The following is a 22,460-nucleotide window of genomic DNA, read 5'->3' as shown; positions in this document are numbered from 1 at the left end:
ATATAGGTCAACACGCCCTACATATTATAAAAATGCTTAGCATTTGCGTAGCTGAGGTTATGCCATATTTTATTTGTTTTGCATAAGGCTTGATGGCTATGCCAAACATCATTATAGCTTGCGTTAATTTGGCAAACCGGAAAGTTACTCGCAAACATAATACGCTGCTCGCCAAAGTACGAGAACAGAGTGTCAAAACAGTGTTGCTGCTGTTGTAAATTTAACGCTAAAAGCTCAAAACCCGAAAACTTAATCGCTATATTAGTGTAAGCGCTCAGCATGCGAATGCTTTGTTGCCAGTTATTAATATTATTAGGTAAGCCGCCATGGTTTATTATTATTTTTAGCTGAGGCAGCGCCTTAGCGTAACGAGCAAGCTGAGCGGCTACTACAGTATTTTCAAGCTCAAACTGCGCTTCATAATGCAGCCCTTGCTGGCAAAGGGTTTGCAAATTATCAAAGCAAGCGGGGTTTAATAATCGCTGTGCGCCTGCGCCTTCGGTTATATCCCGTATGCCGATTAAATGCGGGTGTGCAAGGTCGTAAATTGCTTTTTCAAATTGCACAGGTGCGCAATCTAACTGTGCGTAACTAATGGCTTTAAAGGGGAGCTTTTTTAAATGCGCCGTTAGCCAATTGAGTTCGTTAATGGGGGCGTTGTTATCAAAACCTGCCTCTATATGTATTATGCCTGCAAGGGTAAAATCACTGCTCTCTATTAGCTTTTTTTCGCTAATAGGCTGCTTTATTAGCTCTAAATTTGGCCATGCTGGTGGGTTTTCGCCTTGCAGCCAGGTATATTGCCCCTCGGCAAGGTTAAAAAAGTGCACGTGGGGGTCAATAATTTTTTGGCTCATCGGCATGTGCTCATTGTGTGGTATAGCCGCCATCTATACTTTGTAGGCTGCCTGTTATAAAGCTTGCATCATCACTTGCTAAAAAGCTAACTAGCGCGGCAACTTCATCAGCTTGTCCTAAGCGGTTTAAGGGTTGAAGGCTTGCCTCTTCTGCCACTATATCTGCCTTATTAGCACCGCTTTTTTTACAATAAGCATCTATGGCGTCATGAAATAGAGGGGTTTCTATTGTCCCTGGGCATACCGCATTTGCGCGAATATTAAATTGCGCGTAATCAAGCGCTGTGGTTTTTGCCATAGAAGCAAGAGCATGCTTTGTCAGGTTGTAGGCAAACGAGTTAGGTTTACCAATTATTGCCTGATCTGAGGCTATTAAAATAATGGCGCCATTGTTTTGCGCTTTCATGCTTGGTAGTACACTTTGTACAGCCGCATAGGCCCCTTTCACGTTCAATGCAAATAACGCATCGAAAGTGTCCTCATCGGTATCTTCTATACTTGCACTGAGGTGTTTACCAGCGTTAGAAACAAGTACATCTATACGCGGGCTTTGATTACAAATGGCCGTAATACATGCTTTTACAGCACTAACATTACTCACATCGCATTGGTGAAAAGTACCTAGCTCGCTGTACTCAATATCTAAATTGTGCACCGTGTAGCCATTTTCAATAAAGCGTTTTACAACTGCTAAACCAATGCCTTTTGTACCGCCTGTAACAATAGCAACCTTAGACATACTTGCTCCTAATTTAAGGGATGGGATTAGTGAGAGTGACCGCAGCCGCCTTCTGCGTGAACATGGCCATGCGAAATTTCTTCACTGGTTGCTTCACGAACCGATACCACTTCTAAATCAAACGTTAGCGTTTTGCCTGCAAACGGGTGGTTTAAATCGCAATCTGCATTAAAGCGGCCTACTTTAACTAATGTTACTTGGTGCTGCCCTTGGTTTGAGTGCACCATCGCAGTCATACCTGGTTTCCACACTTTTACGTCACCTTGTAGGTGCTTAAGTGGAATACGCTGAATTAAATCGTCAACGCGCTCACCGTATGACTCGCTAGGTTCAAGTGTTACGCTAAACTTATCGCCTGCAGCTTTGCCTTCAAGGGCTTTTTCTAAGCCAGGAAGCATGCCTTCGCTGCCATGAATATAGCTAAGAGGCGCGTGGTTTACACTGCTTTCTAGTTGCTCGCCCGCTTCGCTTAATGTGTAATGAAATTCAACTGCTGAATTTTTGCTAATTTGCATGCTTGTCTCTTTAAGTTTTTGACTAAGTTAAACGTCGATTTTACGCGAAATACCGAGCTTTATAAACTCAGCGTGGTTGAATAAGTGATTTTTGTAGATCTTGCAGTAAATCTTGTTTTTGCTGCGGCTGTTTGGGTTGTTCTGCCTGGGGAATAAATAGCGTTAATTGCGTGCCAGGCTTTAAAATGCTTGAGGCACTTAAGTTGTTCCATTTAGCTAAATCGCTGTGCGGCACTTCGTAAAGCTGGCTAATGCTCCACAAGCTATCGCCTTGTTTTACTTCATAGTCTATTTCTATGGTTGGGATCACGACTTCTTGTGGCTCCAAATAAGGACTAATTTGATAATCAATTGTGAGCGATTTTGGGAGCGTTTTAGGCTGTCCAACTAACAGTTTTTCACCTATCCCTATCATATTATTTTGTTTGCCATTGAGCTGCTTTAACGCGTTTACCGACATGCTAAAGCGCCTTGCAATACTGTATAGCGTATCATTTTTTTTAACGATGTATTCGCCTGCAAAATTAGACTTAAAAAACTGACTTTTTAACAGTGCCTCTTGGCCAATAGGTAAAAGCAATGAATGGGGACCATTAGGTGAACTCTGATTTTTTAAATAACCTTGGTTAAGCGCGTGCAACTGTTTTGCGCCAACCCCAGAGAGCTTAGCAATGACCGTAAAATCAAACTGTTGGCCAACGTTCATTAGGGTTGTTATTGGTTTATTAGCAAGTTTTGGGCGCTTAAAGCCTTTTTGCGGGTTCTTTACTAAGTAGCTTAGCGCTAACAGTTTCGGCACGTAGTCGGCCGTTTCTTTTGGCAGCTTTAGAGAAAAATAATCGGTACTTTTACCGCGTTTTTTATTTCGTTCAATGGCCCGTTTAACTCGGCCTTCACCACTGTTATATGCCGCTAGCGCGTGAAGCCAGTCGCCATCAAAGCGCTTGTGTAAATAGCTAAGGTATTCAAGTGCGGCATCGGTGGAGGCCAGTACATCTTGTCGTCCGTCATACCACTGATCGGATTTAACCCCAAAATGATGTGCGGTGGCGGCCACTAACTGCCAAACGCCTACCGCTTGCTGCGACGAAGCAATGGTGGGTCTAAAATCACTTTCTACAAAGGGCAATAAAGCCAGTTCCATAGGCAGGCGTTTTTGCTCAATTTTTTTTACTATATGGTACAAATAAGGCGCGGCGCGTTTATTTACAGTGGGTAAATAGTTAGGTTGTTTTAAATACCAATTAATGCGCTTTTTTAAGGCGCGATTTTGATACACCGTAAAATGTAGGTTGTTGGCAATATGCACCCATAGATTTTTAGCTTTCGCGGGGCGTTTTTTTACAACGTTTTTTTTTGCTTTTACCGGCGGGGCAGGCTTTGCTTGTTGTAATTGTTTTGGCTCTGCTGGCTCAAGGTCAATTTGGTTTTCGTAGCTTGGCTCAAAGTGAGTGAAAATCTGTGGTGCTTCAACAGGCTCTGTATTTTCTGTGGTGCTGCAACCAAACATTAAAATACACGCAAAAATTAAACACAATCCGCGAATTATCATCTCTTTTAAAAGTACCTTTATTTGTTAACACTATTCCGTGTGCTGAGTTAATTGAGCGCGCTTGAGCCCTGCTTGTAAAAATAATTGGCTCGATTTTGTATTTAACGCTTCTTGTTTGTACGGCGCTAATACATCCACAGGGAAACTGTTGATTAGCTCATCAAGTGATTGTTTTTTATTGTTTTTAACATGGGTAGTTAAATTTGTTAAAAACAATAAAGGTTGCTTAAGTTGCGTTTTTTTAAGCACCTCGCCGTGGCCGGGAAGTATTGTACGCAAATTAGGCTGATTAATATAGCGTTTGAGTAGGGCTTGCCAATTTTGTAATTGACCGTGACCAGGGTAGGGTAGCCAATCCACAATATCGCCGCCTATTAGCAGCGCGCCATTATTAGTACTGAGCGTTAAATCGCCGTTTGTATGGGCTTTTTCGGGCTTTATTTGTACGGCAAAGTTCCCTAAATCAATACTTTGTGGCTCACTAATTACAGTTGTAGGTGATTCTAAATTATAGGTTTTCCAACGTAAAAAACGCTGCTTAGCTAAAGAGAGCTTTTCGCGCCACTGTGTTTGCTGTTGTTCGGGCAATGTGGCTAAGCGCTGATAGCTCAGCTCTATGCTTTTTTCATAGCCTGCTAACTTATCATTGTACGCCTGCTGGTATGTGGCAAAGTTATCGGCTACTTGCTTATGCACTATTAGCTGTGCTTTTGGAAAGGCGTTTTGTAATACGGCCATGCCTAGCAAGTGGTCGTCATGAAAGTGGGTCGCAACTAAATAACATAACGGGGTTTTAAGGCGTTTTTTTAACTGTTTTGCTAGTGCTTCAACGGCTGCAAAGTTCCCGCTTGCATCAACCATTAGTGCGCATTGTTTGCCCTCTATGAGCACTTGGTTTGAATCGTAAAAGCGTAGCTTATTTTGTTGTTTTAAAAATTGCACATTGTCGTTAATTTGCTGCCAAGTCACCGCTGCCTGAGTAAATTGAGAAAATAGGCTAAGGGTAATAAAAAAAGCGGGGATTACGGTTACTAAAAGGGGTTTTAACGTCATTGTGTGTCTCTGCGCAGCATTTATTTATTATCATAATAAACAAAAAGCGCACGGGGCGCTTTTTATTTTTTTGTTGGGTCACTCGCCAAGCATTGACTGAGTTTATCAATGAGTTGATCTTGCTGTTGTTGCTCTACACTGGCGTGCGTTTTAGCTTCTAGCAACTCATGGCTCAGTGTAAGTGCTGCTAAAAGTATCGCTTGTTGTTCGTTGCGAACTGATGAGCGTTGCTTTGTTTGCTCAACCAAGTCATTTAAATTTTTTGCTGCTGCTATTAATGCATCTTCTTGCCCAACAGGGCATGCAAACTGCTGCTCTTTACCTAGCAACTCAACTGTGACCCGCTGGTTTTGCAGCTCAGACATTAGCTTGCCTGTTGTGCGCTTTGTAGTTTATCAAGTAAGCCTGTTAACGTAGAGCTAGCATCTTTTTGCTTTTCTTCGTTTTCAAGGGCTTCTAGTTGTAAAATTTCGTTTTCATCACTTAGCTTTGCATTTTGCTCTTTTAAGCTAGCAACATCCGTTTGTAATTGGTTGTTGCGCTCGATAAGCGAGTCAATCAGTTGTTCGAGTTGTTGAAGAGTTGTGTTGTTCATAAAGGCGCTCATATAACTGTAATTAATGTCATGCAAATGTAAAGCAAAGTGTGTTGTTTTGCCAGCATTTACGGTGGTTTTAGCACAATTTTATTGTTTATTAAGTGATAATTCAGGGTAGGGGCTTTTTTGTTCATAAATGGTTCACTTAACTGCGCGCTAAGCGGTGAATAGGTTGCCAAAATACGGAGCTTGTGGTTCACTGCCGATATTAAATTGCGTATAGCGAAAATCATCCATGCTTAGTTACAGACACTCTTTTCATGCAGGTAACCCTGCCGATGTGCTTAAACATTTAGTACTTGCACAGGTACTTCAATATCAAACCATTAAAGATAAACCCCTCGATTACATTGATACCCACTCTGGTGCGGGGTTTTTTGAGTTAAGTTCATCAGATGCGCAAAAAACACAAGAATACAAAGAGGGCATTGCTAAGCTTTGGCAGCATAGCAGTGAGCACGAGGCGCTAAACGATTATATTTCATTAATTAAATCGTTTAATGGTGGGGGGGAGTTGGCGTTTTACCCCGGTTCGCCAAAAATTGCTGAGCATTACCTGCGCCGCCAAGACAAAGGCTGGTTTTTTGAATTACATCCACGCGATTTGCAGTTACTTGAGCAAAACATGCAAGGTAAGCGTTCTATTCGCGTACGTGGCGAAAACGGCTTTGTCGGATTAATAGGGTTACTTCCGCCTGCTTCGCGCCGAGCATGTGTACTTATTGACCCGCCTTACGAGATTAAAGACGATTACGATACAGTTGTTACCACGCTGATAAAGGCGCAGCAGCGTTTTGCTACAGGTACTTATATGATTTGGTACCCTGTTGTTGATAGAGAGCGTATCAATAATATGGAGCAAGGTCTGATTGAGTCGGGCATGCGTAATATTCAATTATTTGAACTAGGTACTGAGGCTGACACTGACGTACACGGTATGACTGCCTCAGGCATGATAGTGATTAACCCGCCCTGGAAATTAAAGCAAACAATGGATAACGTGCTACCTGAGCTTGTTAAGCTTTTAAGTAAACCTAGCGGCTTTTACCGAAGCGAGCAGTTAGTAGATGAATAGTGTGTGAGAGTATTTAAATACGCGCACTAAAAAGCCCAGTTTAACTGGGCTTTTACTTAATTAAAATAAACCGCATTAAAGGTGGCAAGCGTGTTGCCACTGCTATCTTTTAATTCTAAAGACTCGCCTTCTATAGCCCATTTTTGTGTGTTATTGAGCATGTTTAACATCGCTGCTTCTTGCTCCATGCTTTGCGAACACATTTTTTTTGTGCTTGCTAATTGGCTAAACGATATTGAATGTTGCTCTGTACTGTAGCTGCCGCTGACGTTATTACATCCTAAAAAGCCGTTAACACGGTTGTCTTTATCAAATTGTATAAACGGCTCTTTTGTTCTTACACTGACTGTTTGTGCATTAATTGTCACTGCCTTCCAGTATGTATTTGCAAGAGTTACATCACTCTTAGGTGAGGCGACTCTTTCAAGCTCAATTTCGTGAAGAATCCCCGAGTTTGCATTTTTAAAAGGGTTGTACTGCCCTGTGCTTGTATAAAGAACCTTGTCTTTATTAATGATTCTGGCTGTGAGGCTGTAGCGGTGTTTATCAACAATGTTGTTGTCATCATACGCAAGCTCTACGGTATACGGTGGCGCTTTGTTTATATCTAGGATTTGTTGGGTGATTATTTCGGCTTTTACGTCTGCTTTTGATACATCAGATAGCGTTATGATCAGTTGCGACCCTGGGCGTGGCATACTGCGATCTTTATAGCTTACTTGAGCGGTCAAACCCATCACGTCTTTTTCTTGTGCTGTAGATTGTGACTCGTTAGCTGGTTTTTCACATCCCGCTAATGTGAGTGCACTTAGTGCTAATAAACCTAAGCTTGTAAATGTGCGTTGTTGAAACCTCAATTGATGTTTAGCCATGCTTGCGCTCCTTATTCCTGTATTGCTGGTAAGTGTAGGGGGAGGGAGCTTAATCATGGCTTAATTTTTAAGGCATAAAAAGGCGCTAATGCGCCTTAGCATAAAGCTATTTTTTGACAAACTTAGTTAAAATAACAATGCGTTGGCCCTCTACACGCCCTTCAATATGCTCAGGGTTACTTGTTAAGCCTATGTTGCGTACTGCTGTGCCGCGTTTGGCGGTCAAGCTACTGCCTTTCACATCTAAGTCTTTAATTAGCGTAACGGTATCGCCAGCTTGAAGTACTACGCCGTTACTATCTACATGTTTTATATCGTCATCTTCAGCAAGGGCTTTTTTGGCCCACGCAAGTGTGTCTTCTTCAAGGTAAATCATATCTAGCGCATCTTGTGCCCAGCCACTATCAACAGCTAAGCGTGTAAGCATTCTATAGGCTACCACTTGTACGGCAGGCGTTTGGCTCCACATGCTGTCGTTTAAACAGTGCCAATGTGTTGGGGTAAGCTCGCTGTTGTTTTCTATTTGATCTTTACAGGTTTGGCAGGTGTAAATGCATTTATCTGAGTGGGTTTCGGTAACAGGAGGTACTTCGTAAACAGATAAGTGTTCGGTTGCGCTGCACAATTCACACTGATTATTGCTGCGCTCGATTAAGGCTTTTTCAATACTCATAAGGCATTCTTATATAGGAGGTGGTTTACATTTGGCCGTATTATACCCCAGTGGCGGCTCAGGGCGATACTAATCCCTTAAGTTTTGTGCGGGTATTGGCCCTATGTACTTATCTTCGATACGTTTTATATAACCATTGCTGTGTAAGTAAGCAATTGCTTGGTTTATTTTAGGCAGTAGGGCTTTATGCTTAGCTAATAATCGTACTCTTAAATATCCGTGCGAATGCTGTGCGCCAAACCCAATCTTAATATTTAACTGCTTAGACCAATACGCTGCGGTGTGAATCCCCATAATGGCAACATCAATACGCGCTTTAGATAATGCAATTAGTAGCTCTTTTTCAGAGGGAAAGTCGACACGGTTATATTTTTCATCATCGTGGTAATCGTAACCAAGTACGGTACCAACCTCTTTCGAATATAAACTTTGTTCAGTTTGATAATGCGCTACTTTATTAGGTAAAGCTATAATCATTTCAGTTGCGGGGATCAGCGGGTCTGAAAAAACATAGTAAGGATTATCCCGCTCGTTTTGGGCTAACCATTTTAAAGAGAACACATCAAAATCTATAAAGCCGTTTTCTAAATACTTGGCAATGCGTTTGGTGGGTAGCTCCACATGATTGACGGTAATATTAGCCTGCGCCATTAAAGCGGTAATAATTTCTGGCAAAATACCAGGGTTTTCTGGGTTACTGGTGTAAAAAGGGTAATGGCTGCCCGATGCACTAACATTATAGTTAAGCTCTGGCTGGCTTTGCTCTGCATTGGCAAATGTAGCAAGGTGGGCAATAAATATGAATAAAAACAACTTTAAAAAAAACAAATAAATAACCTTTGCTAAACTTTTATGAGTGAGTGCTATGTAATTTAGCTTTACATGCAAGGATTCTAGAATCTTCATGGTAGTTGAATTACAGTATATAACTTAATTGTAATAAACAACGTTAAATAAGATAGGTTTTTATAAGTGAACCCTACAAATATTTTTGAGAACGGGCAAAAGCTAACGCAGTTTGTTGCAAGGCAACCAATTTTTGATGCACAGCAGAATGTATTTGCGTATGAGTTGCTTTATCGCGATTCAGCCCACAATGCTTTTCCTGTGGGGACCTCTGATGAGCAAGCAACTAGCCGCTTATTTTTTAATACATTAATGATGTTAGGGCCAGATAAACTTACAGCACATCACTTAGCGTTTATTAATCTTTCTTCCGCCACTATTTTAGAAAACTTTCCAAAATTGCTAGTGCCCCAAAATTGTGTGTTAGAAATTGTTGAGCGTACAAATAAAATAGCAGAGGTTACTCAACGCGTTAAAGCGCTTAAGCAAGAGGGGTACAGGTTTGCTTTAGATGATTACGATGGTGACGATAAGTGGGCGCCATTACTTGCGCATGTCGATTACATCAAAATTGAAATGGACGATGTAATAATTAAGACCAATATGCGGATAAAAAAAATTAAACGCGCTAACCCGCATGCAAAAGTGATTGTTGAGCGCATAGAAACACATGCGCAATTTCATTCGTTAAAAAAAGCGGGTTGCGATTTATTTCAGGGTTACTTTTTTGCACGTCCTGAAATGATCACCTACAAAGATGTGGAGCCGGGCAAGGTGATTGTGTTTGATTTACTGCGCTTTACGGCAAAAGAATCTTTATGCTTTGATGAAATACAAAAGCAAGTAGCCAGAGATGTAGCCATTACAGCGCGTGTATTAAAGTTAGCTAATGCCCGCTCGAGTAGTACCAAATTAACTATTACCTCTATATCGCAAGCGGTTGTGTATTTAGGAGAGGATAGCATCAGGCAGCTAGTTCGCGTTTTAGCTCTGAGTGAATTAGGCGCTGATAAACCGACAGAACTTACAAAGCTTGCGTTAACCAGAGCCCAGTTTATTGCGCTATTGTTAGGTCAGAGTTATCCAGAATTGGTTGGCCAAGGCTATTTGGTTGGGCTGTTTTCTGTAATGAATGCAATTTTAGATACCGACCTTGAAGCGATTGTTAAAGAATTTTCGTTAGATGAAAGTATTGCCCAGGCATTATTAAACAATGATGGCATTTTAGGGCAAAGCCTTGCGCTTATTAGAGCGTTTGAACTAGATGAAATGGATAAAATAGCGACACTAATGCCAGCAATAAACAGTGACCTGCATATAGGGCATATTTTTAATTATGTGCTTGATGCAGTGCTGTATAGTGACGAAATTATTGAGGCTATAGCAGAATAAATATGCGTAATTGGTTATCTATTTTAAGTATTGTGGTTGCATTAGGGCTGTTATTCCCAGGGGTTACTAAGCCCGTATTGACGATTGAGGGTAACATTGATAAATCACAACTGGCTAAGGTTGGGATAGACATGTTAGCCGAGGAAGGCGATGGCCGGACCCGCAGTATGTTAATGATGTTCTCTAGCATGTTAGGGCTTGATAAATTAGAAGGTGAAATAAACGCGTACAACAAAACCCAAAGTATATGGGGGACTATTAATGAGCTGGCTAGCAATAATAATTTATTTGTAGCGGCGCTAGTTGGGTTGTTCTCTATTGTGATTCCATGTTTAAAGCTACTGATGCAATTGCTGTATTGCTGCTTGTCGGCCAGCGTATTTAAAAATAAGTTAGGTGTAGTTATTTGCGCGCTGAGCAAGTGGAGCATGGTGGATGTGTTTGTTATTGCGTTAATAGTGACTTATTTGGCAGGTAATGCACATGGCCAAAGTAGCGATTTACTCATTATGCATAGCACGTTTGGCGAGGGGTTTTGGTATTTTAGTGCTTATTGTATTTTTGCTATTTTAGCGAGTAGCTTAATTACCCCGCCTAAAAAAGAAAATTAATTATTTGAGTTCGCTCAACAACTCAAATATTATTATTGGGTAATTTACTTAATAGGCTTAGTTTTGCAGCGTTTTTACTCAAATTTGCTCGTTTTTGTGATGTTACTCACGTTTGTGGGGCAAGCCGTCGCGTCTGTAAATCAGCAGTGCGAAATGCCACATATGAGCCTATCAGCAAAGCATGCCACACATGTAATGAGCGAGAGTAAATTGCCTACAGGTATGATGGAAATGGATTGCTGCAATGATGAAGCCGATATTCAAAATGAGTGTCATTGCCCAATAAATGGCTGTGGAAGCAGCTCTATTTTAACGTCTCCAGCCTTATTTACTGCTTTTTCGTTATCGAGTGAAAAAGTTACCCTGATTAATAGCGGTCTTTCCTCCCCACCCAGTAATACCTTATATCGCCCTCCTATGTTTGCTTAAACGCAGGATAGGTGTGATACCAATCGACCTGATTATTAAGCCATTTAGCGTGCCAAATAAAGCGTTAACAGCGATATAAACCTCTCATGTAGAACACCTACATGGCGATGTTTATGCCTTGTTATCACTGTATTTAACTGTTGCTATAAATACTTAATAACTCATTACCATTGGTATGCGTGAAATTTAGCTATATTGGCTTAAAGCGCCTGTTCTGCTTGTTAATTTAAGATTTTTATTTTTAATTTTAGATGGAGCAGGCAATGACCCGCACTGTAATTTTTAAAGCTGTATTACTGAGTGCCACCTTATTTGGTGTTGTATTTAATAGTGATGCCATAGAAAAAGTACCCACCCTTAATTTAACGGATGCCATAAACTTAGCGCTCAATAACGAGCCGTGGCTGAGCGCCAGTGAGCAAAAGCAAGCCGCCGCCACAGCGCAAAGTATTGCTGCAGGTACTTTACCAGACCCAGTACTGAGCATAGGTTTACAAAGCGTACCCGTTGATGGTTTTGCGTTTAATCAAGAAAATATGACGCAACTAAAGTTGGGTATAAGCCAAAGCTTTAGTCGTGGTAATAGCCTGGCACTTAGCCAGCAAGCAATAAAAGAAGAAGCACTTGAGCAGCCGTGGCTGAGGGCGCAGCGAAAGGCGCAGGTAAAAGCGAGGGTGATGGAGCTGTGGTTAAATGCCTACAGAGCACAGCAAAGTATTGCGTTAATTGAAAAAGATAAAGCATTATTTACCCAGCTAATTGAAGTTACCGAAGCCAGTTATTCCAGTAGCTTAGGCAAAACTCGTCAGCAAGATATTATTCGCTCACAATTGGAGCTCACACGCCTTGAAGATAAACTGATTGTATTAGCACAGCAGCTAGACGCCGCTAAACATGGGTTAGCTCAGTGGTTACCACAGAGCATATTACGTCAACCATTAAGCGACACTTTTACAGTGCCAACCCCGCTTACACAATTTAATAGCTTAGGCTTTAATGAGCTGATTAAGTTACTTATGGCGCACCCCTCTATGGTGGCAATAGATCAGCGTATAGCCGCTAAACGCACACTAGTGAGCCTTGCTAAACAGAGCTATAAGCCACAACTTGGCGTAAATATGGGTTATGGCTACCGCGCTGATAACCAATTTGGTGAATCGCGTGCTGATTTACTTTCGGTTGGCGTGAGTATTGATTTACCTTTATTTACCGACAACAGACAAGATCAGCAAGTTAAAGCCGCTATTGCCACTGCAGAGGCCATTAGAACCGACAAACGCGTGGCGTTACAAAACCTAAAAGGGCAGTACTTTAAAGAGGTTAGCCAGCTTGAGCGAATTAAGCAGCGCCATACGCTTTATCAAAGCACATTATTACCGCAAATGTCGCAACAAGCGCAGGCTACTCTAAACGCGTACACCCGTGATGATGGCGACTTTTCTGATGTTATGCGTGCGCGTATTAGTGAGCTAAATGCCAAAATAGATGCGCTTAATATTCAAATAGACAAACATATTATTATTGCTCGCCTAAATTATTACGCAGCCAGTTTAGACTCGCTAGTAATGGCTGAGTTACGAGGGTAAAAAAATGAAAACGAACTTAAAATACCTTGTAGCACTGCTTATTGGCGCCGCGTTAATATTTATTGCTAATCGCTGGCTGATTAATGACACAGAGCACTTAGCCACAACCGCTGATAGTAAAAAAGCGCAGCCGCTGTATTGGGTTGCGCCAATGGACAGTAATTATAGGCGTGATGAGCCAGGCCTGTCGCCAATGGGCATGGAGCTAGTACCTGTGTATGCAAACACTGAAAACGACAGCCCAGGTACTATAAAAATATCACCTGAAGTGGTTAATAACTTAGGCGTTAAAACCAGTAAAGTGCAAGTTAAAACGCTGCAAAGCAATATTAATACAATCGGTTATGTGCAATACAACCAAGACCAGGTAACCCATATTCATCCCCGAGTCGAAGGGTGGATAGAAACGTTATTTGTAAAAGCGCAAGGGGAGCCCGTTAGTGCTGGTGAGCCTCTTTACACGCTTTATTCTCCTGAGCTTGTGAACGCGCAAGAAGAGTTTTTACTCGCAGTAAATAGAAAAAACAGGGTATTGCTTCGGGCTGCCAAAGCGCGTTTAGAATCGCTAAATGTGTCTGATGGCTTTATAGAACGCTTAGAAAAAAATAAAAAAGTGATGCAAAACATTACGTTTTACGCGCGTCAAAGTGGCGTGCTTAATGAGCTTAATATACGTGAAGGTTTTTATGTTAAGCCCGGCACCTCAATGATGAGTATCGCTCAATTAGATCAAGTATGGGTAGAAGCAGAAGTATTTGAGCGCCAAGCAGCTTTAGTAACCAAAGGGCTCCCCGTGACGATGACACTTGATTACATCCAAGGTAAGCAGTGGCAGGGCGTAGTAGATTACATTTACCCAGCGCTTAATACTCAAAATCGTACTTTACGTGTAAGGCTGCGCTTTGAAAATACCGCCGGGCTTCTCAAACCTAATATGTTTGCTCAAGTAAGCATTCACACACACAGTAACTCAGTGCAACTTGTTATACCTAAGCAAGCGCTTATTCGTACAGGTGCACAAAACCGAGTAGTACTTGCCTTAGGCCATGGACGCTTTAAATCCGTGGCAGTAAAGGTTGGGCAGATTAGTCAACAAGAGGTGGCTATTCTATCAGGCATTACCAAGGAGGATAGTGTTGTGACTGCTGCGCAGTTTTTAATAGACTCTGAGTCGAGTAAGGACTCAGACTTTAAGCGTATGAGCGCACCAAGCACTCACGCCATAAGCAATATGCCTGACATGGAAATGGACAAGGCTGAAGCGGTTCAAACAGCCACAGTAATGGGGACCATAAATAATATAAACCCAGGGCAGCGGGTAATTAACATTAGTAGAGAGGCTATTGCTAAATGGAACAGAGGCCCCGCTACGATGGACTTTATACTTGCTAAAGCGCTTGATATTAGTGCGCTTTCCCCTAATCAGCAGGTTCATTTTACCTTTAGCATTATTGACGGTGAATTTGTAATAAGCAAAATTGCTGAACACTCCACTGACAAAGGCGCAGCTCATCACTCAATGCATGGGGAGTCATTATGATAGCTGCTGTTATTCGCTGGTCGGTCGTTAATCGCTTTCTCGTTTTGTTGCTGAGTATTATTGTATTTGGCGCGGGTATTTACAGTGTTAAACAGACTCCCGTTGATGCGCTTCCAGATTTATCGGACGTACAGGTCATTGTTAAAACCAGCTACCCAGGCCAAGCGCCCCAAGTGGTGCAAGACCAAGTTACCTTCCCGCTTACTACGGCCATGCTGTCTGTGCCTGGCGCTAAAACGGTGCGTGGTTTTTCGTTTTTTGGCGACTCGTATGTGTATATTATTTTTGATGAAAATACCGATATTTACTGGGCCCGCAGCCGCGTACAAGAGTATTTAAGTCAGGTAGAAAGCCGCTTGCCGACTAGCGCAAAAGCGCAGCTTGGACCCGATGCTACAGGGGTGGGTTGGGTTTATTTATATGCGTTAGTTGATAAAACAAATCAGCTCAATATTAGCCAGCTTCGTAGCTTGCAATATTGGTTTCTAAAATTTGAACTACAAAGCGTTGAAGGGGTATCTGAAGTGGCCACTGTGGGTGGCATGATAAAGCAGTACCAAGTGGTTGTAGACCCCATTAAGTTACGTGCTCATGGCCTTCCTCTTAGTTTGATACAAACGGCTATTAGCCGAGGTAATCAAGAAACTGGCGCCTCAGTAATCGAAATGGCTGAAGCTGAATACATGGTAACCAGCACAGGTTATATTAAAAGTGTCGCCGACTTAGAAGCTATTCCATTAGGAATTAATGCCCAAGGAAGTGCATTACAATTACGAGATGTAGCAAATGTACGCTTAGGCCCACAAATGCGACGAGGCATTGCAGAGCTAAATGGCGAAGGCGAGGTTGCGGGTGGCATTGTGGTGATGCGTTATGGCGAAAACGCCCAAGAAACGATTTCTCGGGTAAAAGCAAAACTTGAGTCTTTAAAACAAGGGTTACCCGAAGGGGTTGAAATAATTCCGGTTTACGACCGCTCCACGTTAATAAAAAGCGCGGTCGATAACCTGAGCAGTAAATTGTATGAAGAGCTCATTATTGTAGCCTTAGTGTGCGTGGTATTTTTATTTCATGTGCGCTCATCGCTGGTGGCTATTATTACCTTGCCTATGGGTATATTAATGGCTTTTATTGTGATGTATTGGCAAGGCGTAAACGCGAATATTATGTCCTTAGGGGGGATTGCGATTGCTATTGGCGCGATGACAGATGGTGCTATCGTAATGATAGAAAACATGCATAAACATATGGAAAAAACGCCACTAACCAAGCAAAACCGGTGGGATATAGTGACTAAATCGGCCACGGAGGTCGGCCCTGCGTTATTTTTTAGCTTGCTCATTATTACCGTAAGTTTTATGCCTGTATTTATTTTAGAGGCGCAAGAAGGGCGCATGTTTGCCCCGCTTGCTTATACCAAAACGTATGCAATGGCAGCCTCTGCCGGTTTAGCAATAACGTTAGTACCGGTGCTAATGGGCTACTGTATTCGGGGTAAGGTCATTGCTGAGCACAAAAATCCTGTTAATAGAGCTTTGGTTGCAGGGTATAAACCGCTGTTAGCCACCGTACTTAAATTTCCAAAAAGTACGTTATTTATTGCATTTATAGTGACGGTTATAGGCTTTTATCCGGTAAATAAAATAGGCAGTGAGTTTATTCCTTTGCTAGATGAAGGTGACTTAATGTATATGCCAACAACTTACCCAGGGCTTTCTATTGGTGAAGCACGAAAAATTTTACAGCAAACAGACAAGCTCATAGCCTCAGTGCCAGAAGTAAAAACTGTATTTGGCAAAATAGGGCGAGCTGATACCGCTACCGACCCCGCACCGCTGACAATGATTGAAACCTTTATTCAATTTAAGCCCCAATCACAGTGGCGAGGGGGCATGACGAAGCAAAAAATTAAAGCCGAGCTAGAAAGCTTAGTTGCATTACCGGGCCTTACAAATGCGTGGGTTATGCCAATAAAAACACGGATTGATATGCTTGCCACCGGTATTAAAACGCCCGTAGGTATTAAAATTGCGGGCCCAAGCTTGTTAGAAATTCAAAACATTGGGCAGCAAATTGAGCAGTTGTTAAAAGATGTGCCTGGCACAGCCTCTGTGTATTCAGAGCGTGTGGCCACAGGGCGTTATATTAAAGTGGATATAAACCGCGAAAAAGCAGCACGGTATAATCTAAATATAGCCGACATACAACAGGTTGTAGCCACTGCCATTGGCGGCTCAAACGTGACTGAAACAATTGAAGGGCAACAGCGTTACCCGGTAAATTTACGCTACCCGCAGCGCTTTCGTGCTTCGCCTGAAGATTTAAAATTATTACCTATTATTACACCATCAGGGCAACATATTGCACTTGGTGATGTTGCTAAAGTATTTATTGAAGATGGCCCTACCGGCATTAAAAGCGAAAACGCGCGTTTAAATGGGTGGAGCTTAATTGATATTAAAGGCAGTGATATTGGCAGCTATGTAGCACAAGCGCAGAAAGTACTTAGCGATAACCTGCAATTACCCGCTGGTTATTCAATTACGTGGGCAGGGCAGTACGAATACATGCAACGCGCAAAAGCAAAGCTTACTTATGTGATACCGCTTACACTCGCGATTATTGTAATACTGCTATACCTTAATTTTAAATGCCTAAGCGAAGTACTTATTATAATTGCCACCCTTCCTTTGGCTATGGTGGGCGGCATTTGGCTAATGTACTTTGAAGCGTTTAACTTTTCGGTGGCAGTGGGTGTAGGGTTTATTGCATTGGCCGGTGTTGCCGTAGAAATAGGCGTCATTATGCTTGTATATTTAAACCAAGCTTATACAGCGCAACGCCAGCAGTGCGAGCAAACCGGAACTGCATTTAACTTACAAGCGCTACAACACGCTATTATGCAAGGAGCGGGGCTAAGAGTGCGCCCCGTAATGATGACGGTAGCGACAATTATTGTTGGTTTATTACCTGTTTTATACGGTACAGGCACTGGCAGCGAAGTAATGAGCAGGATAGCTGCGCCTATGGTAGGCGGCATGTTAAGTGCGATTATACTTACATTATTAGTTATCCCTGCCGTGTATTTACTGTGGAAAAAGCGGCATATTTCACATTAAAGCTCGGGGCAATGCGCTATGTATTGCCCTATAAAAATTACCCGTATTTTGTAACTTGTACCAAACAAACCGCCTAGCTCCTCATTTTTGTTATTTAATTCATTGTTTTTAATAAAGTTTATGTTGGCATGTTTTACGCAACTCATCTCTTATACAGTCAACTCAGTAAGGAATGCACATGCAAGTTAAAACAATTAAAGAAGTGTACGATTGGACCGTTTTATTTCACACACAAATGGCGGCAAATTTTTACAGCGTTAAGGAGTTGCTCGACGAACGTAATGCAATGCTAGTGGACTATTATTTAGATTATGAAAAAAAGTTAGCTGAAGACCTAGTTGGCTTTAAAGCAATTACTGAGATCAATACTTTAGATACTTACAGCTACGAATACTTTGCAGATAACCCCGAGCTAATTACGTTTAAGGATATAAGCAAAGACCAAGAGTTTGATGAAAAGGTTATTCAAAATTATCTCTCTGAGCAGCATAAAAAAGTAATCGAACTTTACGAGTACTTATTAGAGCGCGCAGAAACAGAAAACGGTAAAGAAAAGCTCGAGCAAATTTTAGAGCTCGAGAAGCAAGGCATTAAGCAAATGATGCAAAGCTCAAACCGCCATATGGATATGTAAGCCCAACATGTAAAGGCTCGCTTTAAGCGAGCTTTTTATTACTAAATGCACTCAAACTCAATCCCCGCTTTTTTTAAATAGAGTTGTTCTTGCTCAAGATCTGCTTGAAGTAGAGTGTGCTCTTGCAAGTAGCCATTACTAAATTTAATAAACAACCCTAAGTTGCTTGCGCTTATTACCATATCAGGCTTTAAGCTCACTTGGCGCTTTTGATTAAATAAAATAGCTAAGCGTAAAATAACAATCAGTTTGAGTACATGCTTTTGCGAAATAGTTAAAAACTCTGGTAGCTCAGTCAGTTTAATTTTTTTACGATAAAAGCGTATAAGTGAGCTTAAAATAAGTTGCTCTTGCTGCGTAAAACCGGGTAATTGACTATTTGCCACTATATAAGCGCTGTGTTTGTTAATGCCTGAAGAGTTAATAGATAAACCAATTTCATGTAATTTTGCCGCCCACGTCAGCAACGCAACATCATCGTTGTTATCTAGATACCACACATTTTTTAGCTGTTTATAAAGCCAAATAGCCGTATCCGCAACACGTGCTGCGTGTGCTTTATCAGCGGTGTAGCGCTCACTTAAATTATTAATAGTGTTTGAGCGAATATCCTTGTCGGCCAGCTTCTGCTGCATTTCGTGCAGTAACCCTTCTCGTAATGAAAAGTCGCTATAGGTAAGCTCTTTAATGGCAAACTCTGTAAATATTGCGATTAAAATTGCTAAGCCACCACATATACTTTGTTGGCGCTCAGGCGTGAGCCCTGCAATAATTAAGTTATCAATGTGTTTAGCACTAATACACTGCCCTTTTAAAGTGAGTAAATTGTCAAAGGTGATTTTAGGTTGTTGCGTATTGGCAGTGTTTATTATCGCTAATATTGATTTTATAGTGCCGGAGGTACCAATCACTGATTGCCAATTTTCACTTACATAAGCAGAAAAAATAGCCTCGAGCTCTTGCTCGGCTTTTATTTGCGCTTTGTTAAAGCGTTTGGCCGTTATTTTACCATCGCTAAAAAACTGTTTAGTAAAGCTTACGCAACCCATATTGCGACTAGATAAAAGTTTATGCTTAAAATGTTTACCTATAATAAGCTCGGTACTGCCGCCGCCAATATCGATCACTAAACGGTTTTCTTCATTATGAATATAATGTGCTACACCTTTATAAATAAGGCGCGCCTCTTCTTGGCCAGCGATTACATCGATATGGAAAGGAAACACATTACTTGCTTGTGCTAAAAAGGCATTAATATTTTTAGCTCGCCTAAAGGTGTATGTAGCCGCCACTTTTACGTTACTGGCAGGAAAATCGTGCAACGTTTTAGCAAATTGCTTTAGCACCACTAAAGCACGATCGATGGCTGCTTGGCTTAAGCGAAACTTGTCATCTAATCCATCAGCTAAATAAACGCGTTGTTTTTCTTTATGTAGAATTTGCAAAGTGCCGTTCACTTCCCGAGCAACCACTAAATGAAAGCTATTGGAACCTAAATCAACGGCAGCAATGGAAGGATGATCATTCATTATAATAAGTGTGTTCCCATTTTTTTAGGTAATCGTAAATGGCTATTTGAGAGCGAATTTTTTTACGGTTACCCCGTCTTACATAAGCGTTTTTTTGCTCGCTATCAATAATACGTGCTTTGGTACGGTCTTTAAATTGTAGCTCTAATATATCAATTATGAGGCGTTTTAACTTAACATCTAATATAGGCACGCCTACCTCAACACGGTGATCTAGGTTACGTGTCATCCAATCAGCAGAGGTTATAAATACTTTTTCATCGCCATTATTCCCAAATACCATGACCCGAGGGTGCTCTAAAAAACGGTCAACAATACTAATTATCTTAATATTGTCGCTAAGTTGAGGCATACCAGGAATGAGTGAGCACATGCCACGTACAATAATTCTAATTTTAACCCCTATTTTGCCTGCAAGGTACAGCCTATCTACCAGCTCTTTATCAGCGAGGTTGTTTACTTTTACAGTAATTTTGCCCGGTTTGTTGTTATTAACATGGTCAATTTCGTTATTAATTAAATTAAGCAGCGTTTCACGGGCATTTATTGGCGAAAGCATCAGGTGGTCAAATTTAAAGGGTTTATAACTGCTCTCTATAAATCTAAATACGCTGTCGCTTTCTTCACAAATGCCAGTGTGGCGAGTAAATAAGCTAAAGTCAGTGTAAATTTTGGCTGTTTTTTCATGAAAATTGCCTGTGCCAATATGAGCGTATTTTACTATTTGGCCTTTTTCTTTACGGTGCACCACACATAATTTGCTGTGTACTTTTAATGCGGGTATACCAAAAATTACTTTAATACCTGCACTGCTTAGCACCTTTGCCCATTCAATATTATTTTGCTCGTCAAAACGTGCTTTTAATTCGACCATAACGGTCACTAATTTTCCGTTTTTAGCGGCATTAATTAATGAAGAAATTAACCTAGACTTACTCGCTACACGATAGATATTTACCTTTATTTGGGTAACTTTGGGGTCAAATGCCGCTTGGCGCACATATTCAAGCACATGGTTAAAGGTATGATAGGGGTAATAAAGTAAAATATCTTGCTCACTAATGGCATCAAATACACTGGCGTGCTTTTTAAATGCACTACTTTGCAATGCGGGAAGGGGTTTGTTTTCTAAATATTGGCGCCCCACATTAGGGAACGTTATAAAGTCTCTAAAATTACGATAACGCCCCCCAGGAATTAACGCATCATGATGCGTGACACCGAGGCGCTTTTTCATCACTTTGAGCATGCTTTCAGGCATGGCTTGATCGTAAACTAACCTTACCGGCTCGGCATAAATACGTTGTTTTAATCCTTTGGACATTTTATCAAGCAAGCCAGCTTCTAGTTCATCATCTAGGTTGTACTCGGCATCGCGGGTTAATTTTATTGCATAACCGGCAATGCTTTTATAGGAAAAAAAACTACTAAATACATCATTTAAAAAGTAAGTGATTACATCGTCAAGCATCACAATAGTTTTATGGCGGCGGGTTTTTTCTGGAGGCAGGTTTATAAAGCGATCAACCCTGTCGGTGGGTACCTCAAGCATGGCGTAATAACTTTTTTCATCACTCATTTCTACAAATAGGTAGGTCATGGTGTCGTTTATATAGTCGGAGTAATCTTTGTTTTCGTTAAGTAAAATAGGAGAGGTGTGCTGTAGAACGTGCTCATGAAAATAATTTTTTAGCCAGTTTAAATGAAACACACTTAGCTCATCAGGGCGGCTTACGTGAATATTATGATGGTTTAGGTCGATTAATACTTGCTGATGAATGTGGTTAAACTTTTTACCTAACTGACGCACTTTTTTTTGTATATCGCTAAGCAGTATTTCGTCTTCTTCAAAGTTAGCATCGGGGAGTTTATTTAGTAAAATTCGGCGTTTTACCTTTGCAACACGTACTCTAAAAAACTCATCTAAGTTATTAGAAAAAATACCTAAAAAACGCATGCGCTCGATAATTGGGTTATTTTTATCTTTAGCTTCTTGCAGCACACGCTCGTTGAATGACAGCCAGCTTAGCTCTTTTACAAAATATTCAGTTGTTTGAGAGGGAGTTATGTGAGCATTCATCTCTATTCCATTATTAGGATATGCTTTAAGTTTAATTTGGGCTGTGTATACGCTTAGGGGGGATTGCAACGTAAAAAGCGATAACACGAGTAATAATCAGCCCTTTTTATTTAAATTTACGCCAGTTAGATGACATAAAAATGACTGCCGTGTCATTTTTATGTCAAGGGCGTGCTAGTTTAGGCCTCTTCAATATCTACAATTAAGTCACTGGTAATCGATTCAAGCGCATCAATCACTTCTTCTTTGTTCATACCGCTGGGTAATGTAACCGTGGCGACAGCACTAAAAATAGGCACTCCCCAATTTGGCGCGCTCTGCTGTCTTGAGTTTAAATGAGTGATACTTGCGCCTTTATGGCGTATTACACTTGCCAACTCTTGTACAATACCAGGTCGGTCGTTGCCGGTAATAACAAAGTTTATTTGTTCTTTGCTGCTTGGCTCTACCTCTGTGTTGCCGGTTTCAATACGTACATCGAGTTTAGGTAAGGCATTTAATGCATTTTGTAATGCTTCAAAGTGTTCCTGGGCTACTTCAACTTGAATAATACCTGCAAAGTGACCAAGTAAGTGGCTTAAATTACTGCTTAGCCAGTTTCCCTTATTTTGCAAAATAACAGATGAAATGCTTTCTACTAATCCGGGCCGGTCTTGCCCTAAAATGGTGATCACCAACTGCTTCATAAATAGCTCTCTCTAAGCCTGAAAATGTAAATGCGTAGGCATTAATTATGTGTAATGTTTCTATCAATGTAGGG

At 41.2% G+C, this 22,460-nt stretch carries 21 protein-coding genes; 8 read left to right on the top strand and 13 right to left on the bottom strand.

Annotated elements, in window-relative coordinates; genetic code table 11:
• Positions 1-17 precede the first annotated feature (17 nt).
• From CWC16_RS02885 to CWC16_RS02855, 7 genes are all read right to left on the bottom strand, one after another.
• A complete protein-coding gene (locus CWC16_RS02885; RefSeq protein WP_138540429.1) occupies positions 18-857 on the bottom strand; it encodes an amidohydrolase family protein in 840 nt (279 codons plus the stop codon).
• 10 nt (positions 858-867) lie between these two features.
• On the bottom strand, positions 868-1,596 hold the full coding sequence (locus CWC16_RS02880; protein ID WP_138540428.1) for an SDR family NAD(P)-dependent oxidoreductase: 729 nt from the start codon (positions 1,594-1,596) through the stop codon (positions 868-870).
• A gap of 26 nt (positions 1,597-1,622) precedes the next feature.
• Positions 1,623-2,111: an FKBP-type peptidyl-prolyl cis-trans isomerase gene (locus tag CWC16_RS02875; RefSeq protein WP_024031457.1), complete on the bottom strand. Its 489-nt coding sequence runs from the start codon at positions 2,109-2,111 to the stop codon at positions 1,623-1,625.
• Positions 2,112-2,178: 67 nt separating this feature from the next.
• On the bottom strand, positions 2,179-3,657 hold the full coding sequence (locus CWC16_RS02870) for a LysM peptidoglycan-binding domain-containing protein (protein ID WP_138540453.1): 1,479 nt from the start codon (positions 3,655-3,657) through the stop codon (positions 2,179-2,181).
• 36 nt (positions 3,658-3,693) lie between these two features.
• On the bottom strand, positions 3,694-4,716 hold the full coding sequence (locus CWC16_RS02865; protein WP_138540427.1) for an MBL fold metallo-hydrolase: 1,023 nt from the start codon (positions 4,714-4,716) through the stop codon (positions 3,694-3,696).
• A 62-nt stretch (positions 4,717-4,778) separates the two neighbouring features.
• A complete protein-coding gene (locus CWC16_RS02860; protein ID WP_055014680.1) occupies positions 4,779-5,081 on the bottom strand; it encodes a cell division protein ZapA in 303 nt (100 codons plus the stop codon).
• The gene (locus CWC16_RS02855; protein ID WP_024031454.1) at positions 5,081-5,311 is read right to left on the bottom strand and encodes a cell division protein ZapB; all 231 of its coding nucleotides are present in this window, start codon (positions 5,309-5,311) and stop codon (positions 5,081-5,083) included. Before CWC16_RS02855 ends, CWC16_RS02860 begins: the two co-directional genes overlap by 1 nt.
• Positions 5,312-5,549: 238 nt before the next feature.
• Between CWC16_RS02855 and CWC16_RS02850 the strand changes: the two genes are divergently transcribed.
• Complete coding sequence (locus tag CWC16_RS02850) at positions 5,550-6,389, top strand: 23S rRNA (adenine(2030)-N(6))-methyltransferase RlmJ (protein WP_138540426.1); 840 nt, start codon at positions 5,550-5,552, stop codon at positions 6,387-6,389.
• Positions 6,390-6,445: 56 nt separating this feature from the next.
• Here the strand turns inward: CWC16_RS02850 and CWC16_RS02845 are convergent, their stop codons facing one another.
• The 3 genes from CWC16_RS02845 to CWC16_RS02835 form a co-directional block, all read right to left on the bottom strand.
• Positions 6,446-7,261 (bottom strand): META domain-containing protein, encoded by an 816-nt coding sequence (locus tag CWC16_RS02845; RefSeq protein ID WP_138540425.1) that lies wholly within the window; start codon positions 7,259-7,261, stop codon positions 6,446-6,448.
• Positions 7,262-7,367: 106 nt separating this feature from the next.
• A complete protein-coding gene (locus CWC16_RS02840) occupies positions 7,368-7,934 on the bottom strand; it encodes a PhnA domain-containing protein (RefSeq protein ID WP_055014683.1) in 567 nt (188 codons plus the stop codon).
• A gap of 69 nt (positions 7,935-8,003) precedes the next feature.
• The gene (locus tag CWC16_RS02835; protein WP_249929178.1) at positions 8,004-8,762 is read right to left on the bottom strand and encodes a substrate-binding periplasmic protein; all 759 of its coding nucleotides are present in this window, start codon (positions 8,760-8,762) and stop codon (positions 8,004-8,006) included.
• Positions 8,763-8,906: 144 nt separating this feature from the next.
• Here CWC16_RS02835 and CWC16_RS02830 point away from each other — a divergent pair, with 144 nt between their 5' ends.
• The 7 genes from CWC16_RS02830 (at position 8,907) to CWC16_RS02800 (ending at position 18,091) form a co-directional block, all read left to right on the top strand.
• Entirely contained in the window at positions 8,907-10,172 is a 1,266-nt protein-coding gene (locus CWC16_RS02830; protein WP_138540424.1) for an EAL and HDOD domain-containing protein, read from the top strand.
• A gap of 2 nt (positions 10,173-10,174) precedes the next feature.
• Positions 10,175-10,783, top strand: coding sequence for a paraquat-inducible protein A (locus tag CWC16_RS02825; RefSeq protein WP_138540423.1), 609 nt, complete (start codon positions 10,175-10,177; stop codon positions 10,781-10,783).
• A 63-nt stretch (positions 10,784-10,846) separates the two neighbouring features.
• Entirely contained in the window at positions 10,847-11,212 is a 366-nt protein-coding gene (locus tag CWC16_RS02820; protein WP_171037618.1) for a hypothetical protein, read from the top strand.
• Between the two features lie 263 nt (positions 11,213-11,475).
• The gene (locus CWC16_RS02815) at positions 11,476-12,798 is read left to right on the top strand and encodes a TolC family protein (protein ID WP_138540422.1); all 1,323 of its coding nucleotides are present in this window, start codon (positions 11,476-11,478) and stop codon (positions 12,796-12,798) included.
• 4 nt (positions 12,799-12,802) lie between these two features.
• The gene (locus CWC16_RS02810; RefSeq protein WP_138540421.1) at positions 12,803-14,338 is read left to right on the top strand and encodes an efflux RND transporter periplasmic adaptor subunit; all 1,536 of its coding nucleotides are present in this window, start codon (positions 12,803-12,805) and stop codon (positions 14,336-14,338) included.
• Entirely contained in the window at positions 14,335-17,457 is a 3,123-nt protein-coding gene (locus CWC16_RS02805; RefSeq protein ID WP_138540420.1) for an efflux RND transporter permease subunit, read from the top strand. The genes CWC16_RS02810 and CWC16_RS02805 overlap by 4 nt, the downstream gene beginning before the upstream one ends.
• 178 nt (positions 17,458-17,635) lie before the next feature.
• Positions 17,636-18,091: a hypothetical protein gene (locus tag CWC16_RS02800; RefSeq protein WP_055014691.1), complete on the top strand. Its 456-nt coding sequence runs from the start codon at positions 17,636-17,638 to the stop codon at positions 18,089-18,091.
• Positions 18,092-18,132: 41 nt separating this feature from the next.
• On the opposite strand, the gene CWC16_RS02795 is transcribed toward CWC16_RS02800, so the two are convergent.
• The 3 genes from CWC16_RS02795 to CWC16_RS02785 all read right to left on the bottom strand — a co-directional run bounded on the left by CWC16_RS02795 (position 18,133) and on the right by CWC16_RS02785 (position 22,386).
• A complete protein-coding gene (locus CWC16_RS02795) occupies positions 18,133-19,620 on the bottom strand; it encodes a Ppx/GppA phosphatase family protein (RefSeq protein WP_138540419.1) in 1,488 nt (495 codons plus the stop codon).
• Positions 19,613-21,700, bottom strand: a complete 2,088-nt coding sequence (gene ppk1 / locus CWC16_RS02790; RefSeq protein ID WP_138540418.1) for a polyphosphate kinase 1 — start codon at positions 21,698-21,700, stop codon at positions 19,613-19,615. The genes CWC16_RS02795 and ppk1 overlap by 8 nt, the downstream gene beginning before the upstream one ends.
• Positions 21,701-21,879: 179 nt before the next feature.
• Positions 21,880-22,386 carry a glycine cleavage system transcriptional repressor gene (locus tag CWC16_RS02785; RefSeq protein WP_024031441.1) on the bottom strand — a complete coding sequence of 169 codons (507 nt, stop codon included), beginning with the start codon at positions 22,384-22,386 and terminating at the stop codon, positions 21,880-21,882.
• Positions 22,387-22,460 lie beyond the last annotated feature (74 nt).

Source organism: Pseudoalteromonas sp. S3776 (assembly GCF_005886915.1).
Classification (GTDB): Bacteria; Pseudomonadota; Gammaproteobacteria; order Enterobacterales; family Alteromonadaceae; genus Pseudoalteromonas.
The sequence above is the reverse complement of the archived record's forward strand: the minus strand, read 5'-3'. Positions and strand labels throughout refer to the sequence as shown.

What these genes read in the sequence shown, in the direction of transcription:
- CWC16_RS02885 (WP_138540429.1), bottom strand. Translation starts at nt 857, where the DNA reads ATGAGCCAAAAAATTATTGACCCCCACGTGCACTTTTTTAACCTTGCC.
- CWC16_RS02880 (WP_138540428.1), bottom strand. Translation starts at nt 1,596, where the DNA reads ATGTCTAAGGTTGCTATTGTTACAGGCGGTACAAAAGGCATTGGTTTA.
- CWC16_RS02875 (WP_024031457.1), bottom strand. Translation starts at nt 2,111, where the DNA reads ATGCAAATTAGCAAAAATTCAGCAGTTGAATTTCATTACACATTAAGC.
- CWC16_RS02865 (WP_138540427.1), bottom strand. Translation starts at nt 4,716, where the DNA reads ATGACGTTAAAACCCCTTTTAGTAACCGTAATCCCCGCTTTTTTTATT.
- CWC16_RS02860 (WP_055014680.1), bottom strand. Translation starts at nt 5,081, where the DNA reads ATGTCTGAGCTGCAAAACCAGCGGGTCACAGTTGAGTTGCTAGGTAAA.
- CWC16_RS02855 (WP_024031454.1), bottom strand. Translation starts at nt 5,311, where the DNA reads ATGAACAACACAACTCTTCAACAACTCGAACAACTGATTGACTCGCTT.
- CWC16_RS02850 (WP_138540426.1), top strand. Translation starts at nt 5,550, where the DNA reads ATGCTTAGTTACAGACACTCTTTTCATGCAGGTAACCCTGCCGATGTG.
- CWC16_RS02845 (WP_138540425.1), bottom strand. Translation starts at nt 7,261, where the DNA reads ATGGCTAAACATCAATTGAGGTTTCAACAACGCACATTTACAAGCTTA.
- CWC16_RS02840 (WP_055014683.1), bottom strand. Translation starts at nt 7,934, where the DNA reads ATGAGTATTGAAAAAGCCTTAATCGAGCGCAGCAATAATCAGTGTGAA.
- CWC16_RS02825 (WP_138540423.1), top strand. Translation starts at nt 10,175, where the DNA reads ATGCGTAATTGGTTATCTATTTTAAGTATTGTGGTTGCATTAGGGCTG.
- CWC16_RS02815 (WP_138540422.1), top strand. Translation starts at nt 11,476, where the DNA reads ATGACCCGCACTGTAATTTTTAAAGCTGTATTACTGAGTGCCACCTTA.
- CWC16_RS02810 (WP_138540421.1), top strand. Translation starts at nt 12,803, where the DNA reads ATGAAAACGAACTTAAAATACCTTGTAGCACTGCTTATTGGCGCCGCG.
- CWC16_RS02805 (WP_138540420.1), top strand. Translation starts at nt 14,335, where the DNA reads ATGATAGCTGCTGTTATTCGCTGGTCGGTCGTTAATCGCTTTCTCGTT.
- CWC16_RS02800 (WP_055014691.1), top strand. Translation starts at nt 17,636, where the DNA reads ATGCAAGTTAAAACAATTAAAGAAGTGTACGATTGGACCGTTTTATTT.
- CWC16_RS02795 (WP_138540419.1), bottom strand. Translation starts at nt 19,620, where the DNA reads ATGAATGATCATCCTTCCATTGCTGCCGTTGATTTAGGTTCCAATAGC.
- ppk1 (WP_138540418.1), bottom strand. Translation starts at nt 21,700, where the DNA reads ATGAATGCTCACATAACTCCCTCTCAAACAACTGAATATTTTGTAAAA.
- CWC16_RS02785 (WP_024031441.1), bottom strand. Translation starts at nt 22,386, where the DNA reads ATGAAGCAGTTGGTGATCACCATTTTAGGGCAAGACCGGCCCGGATTA.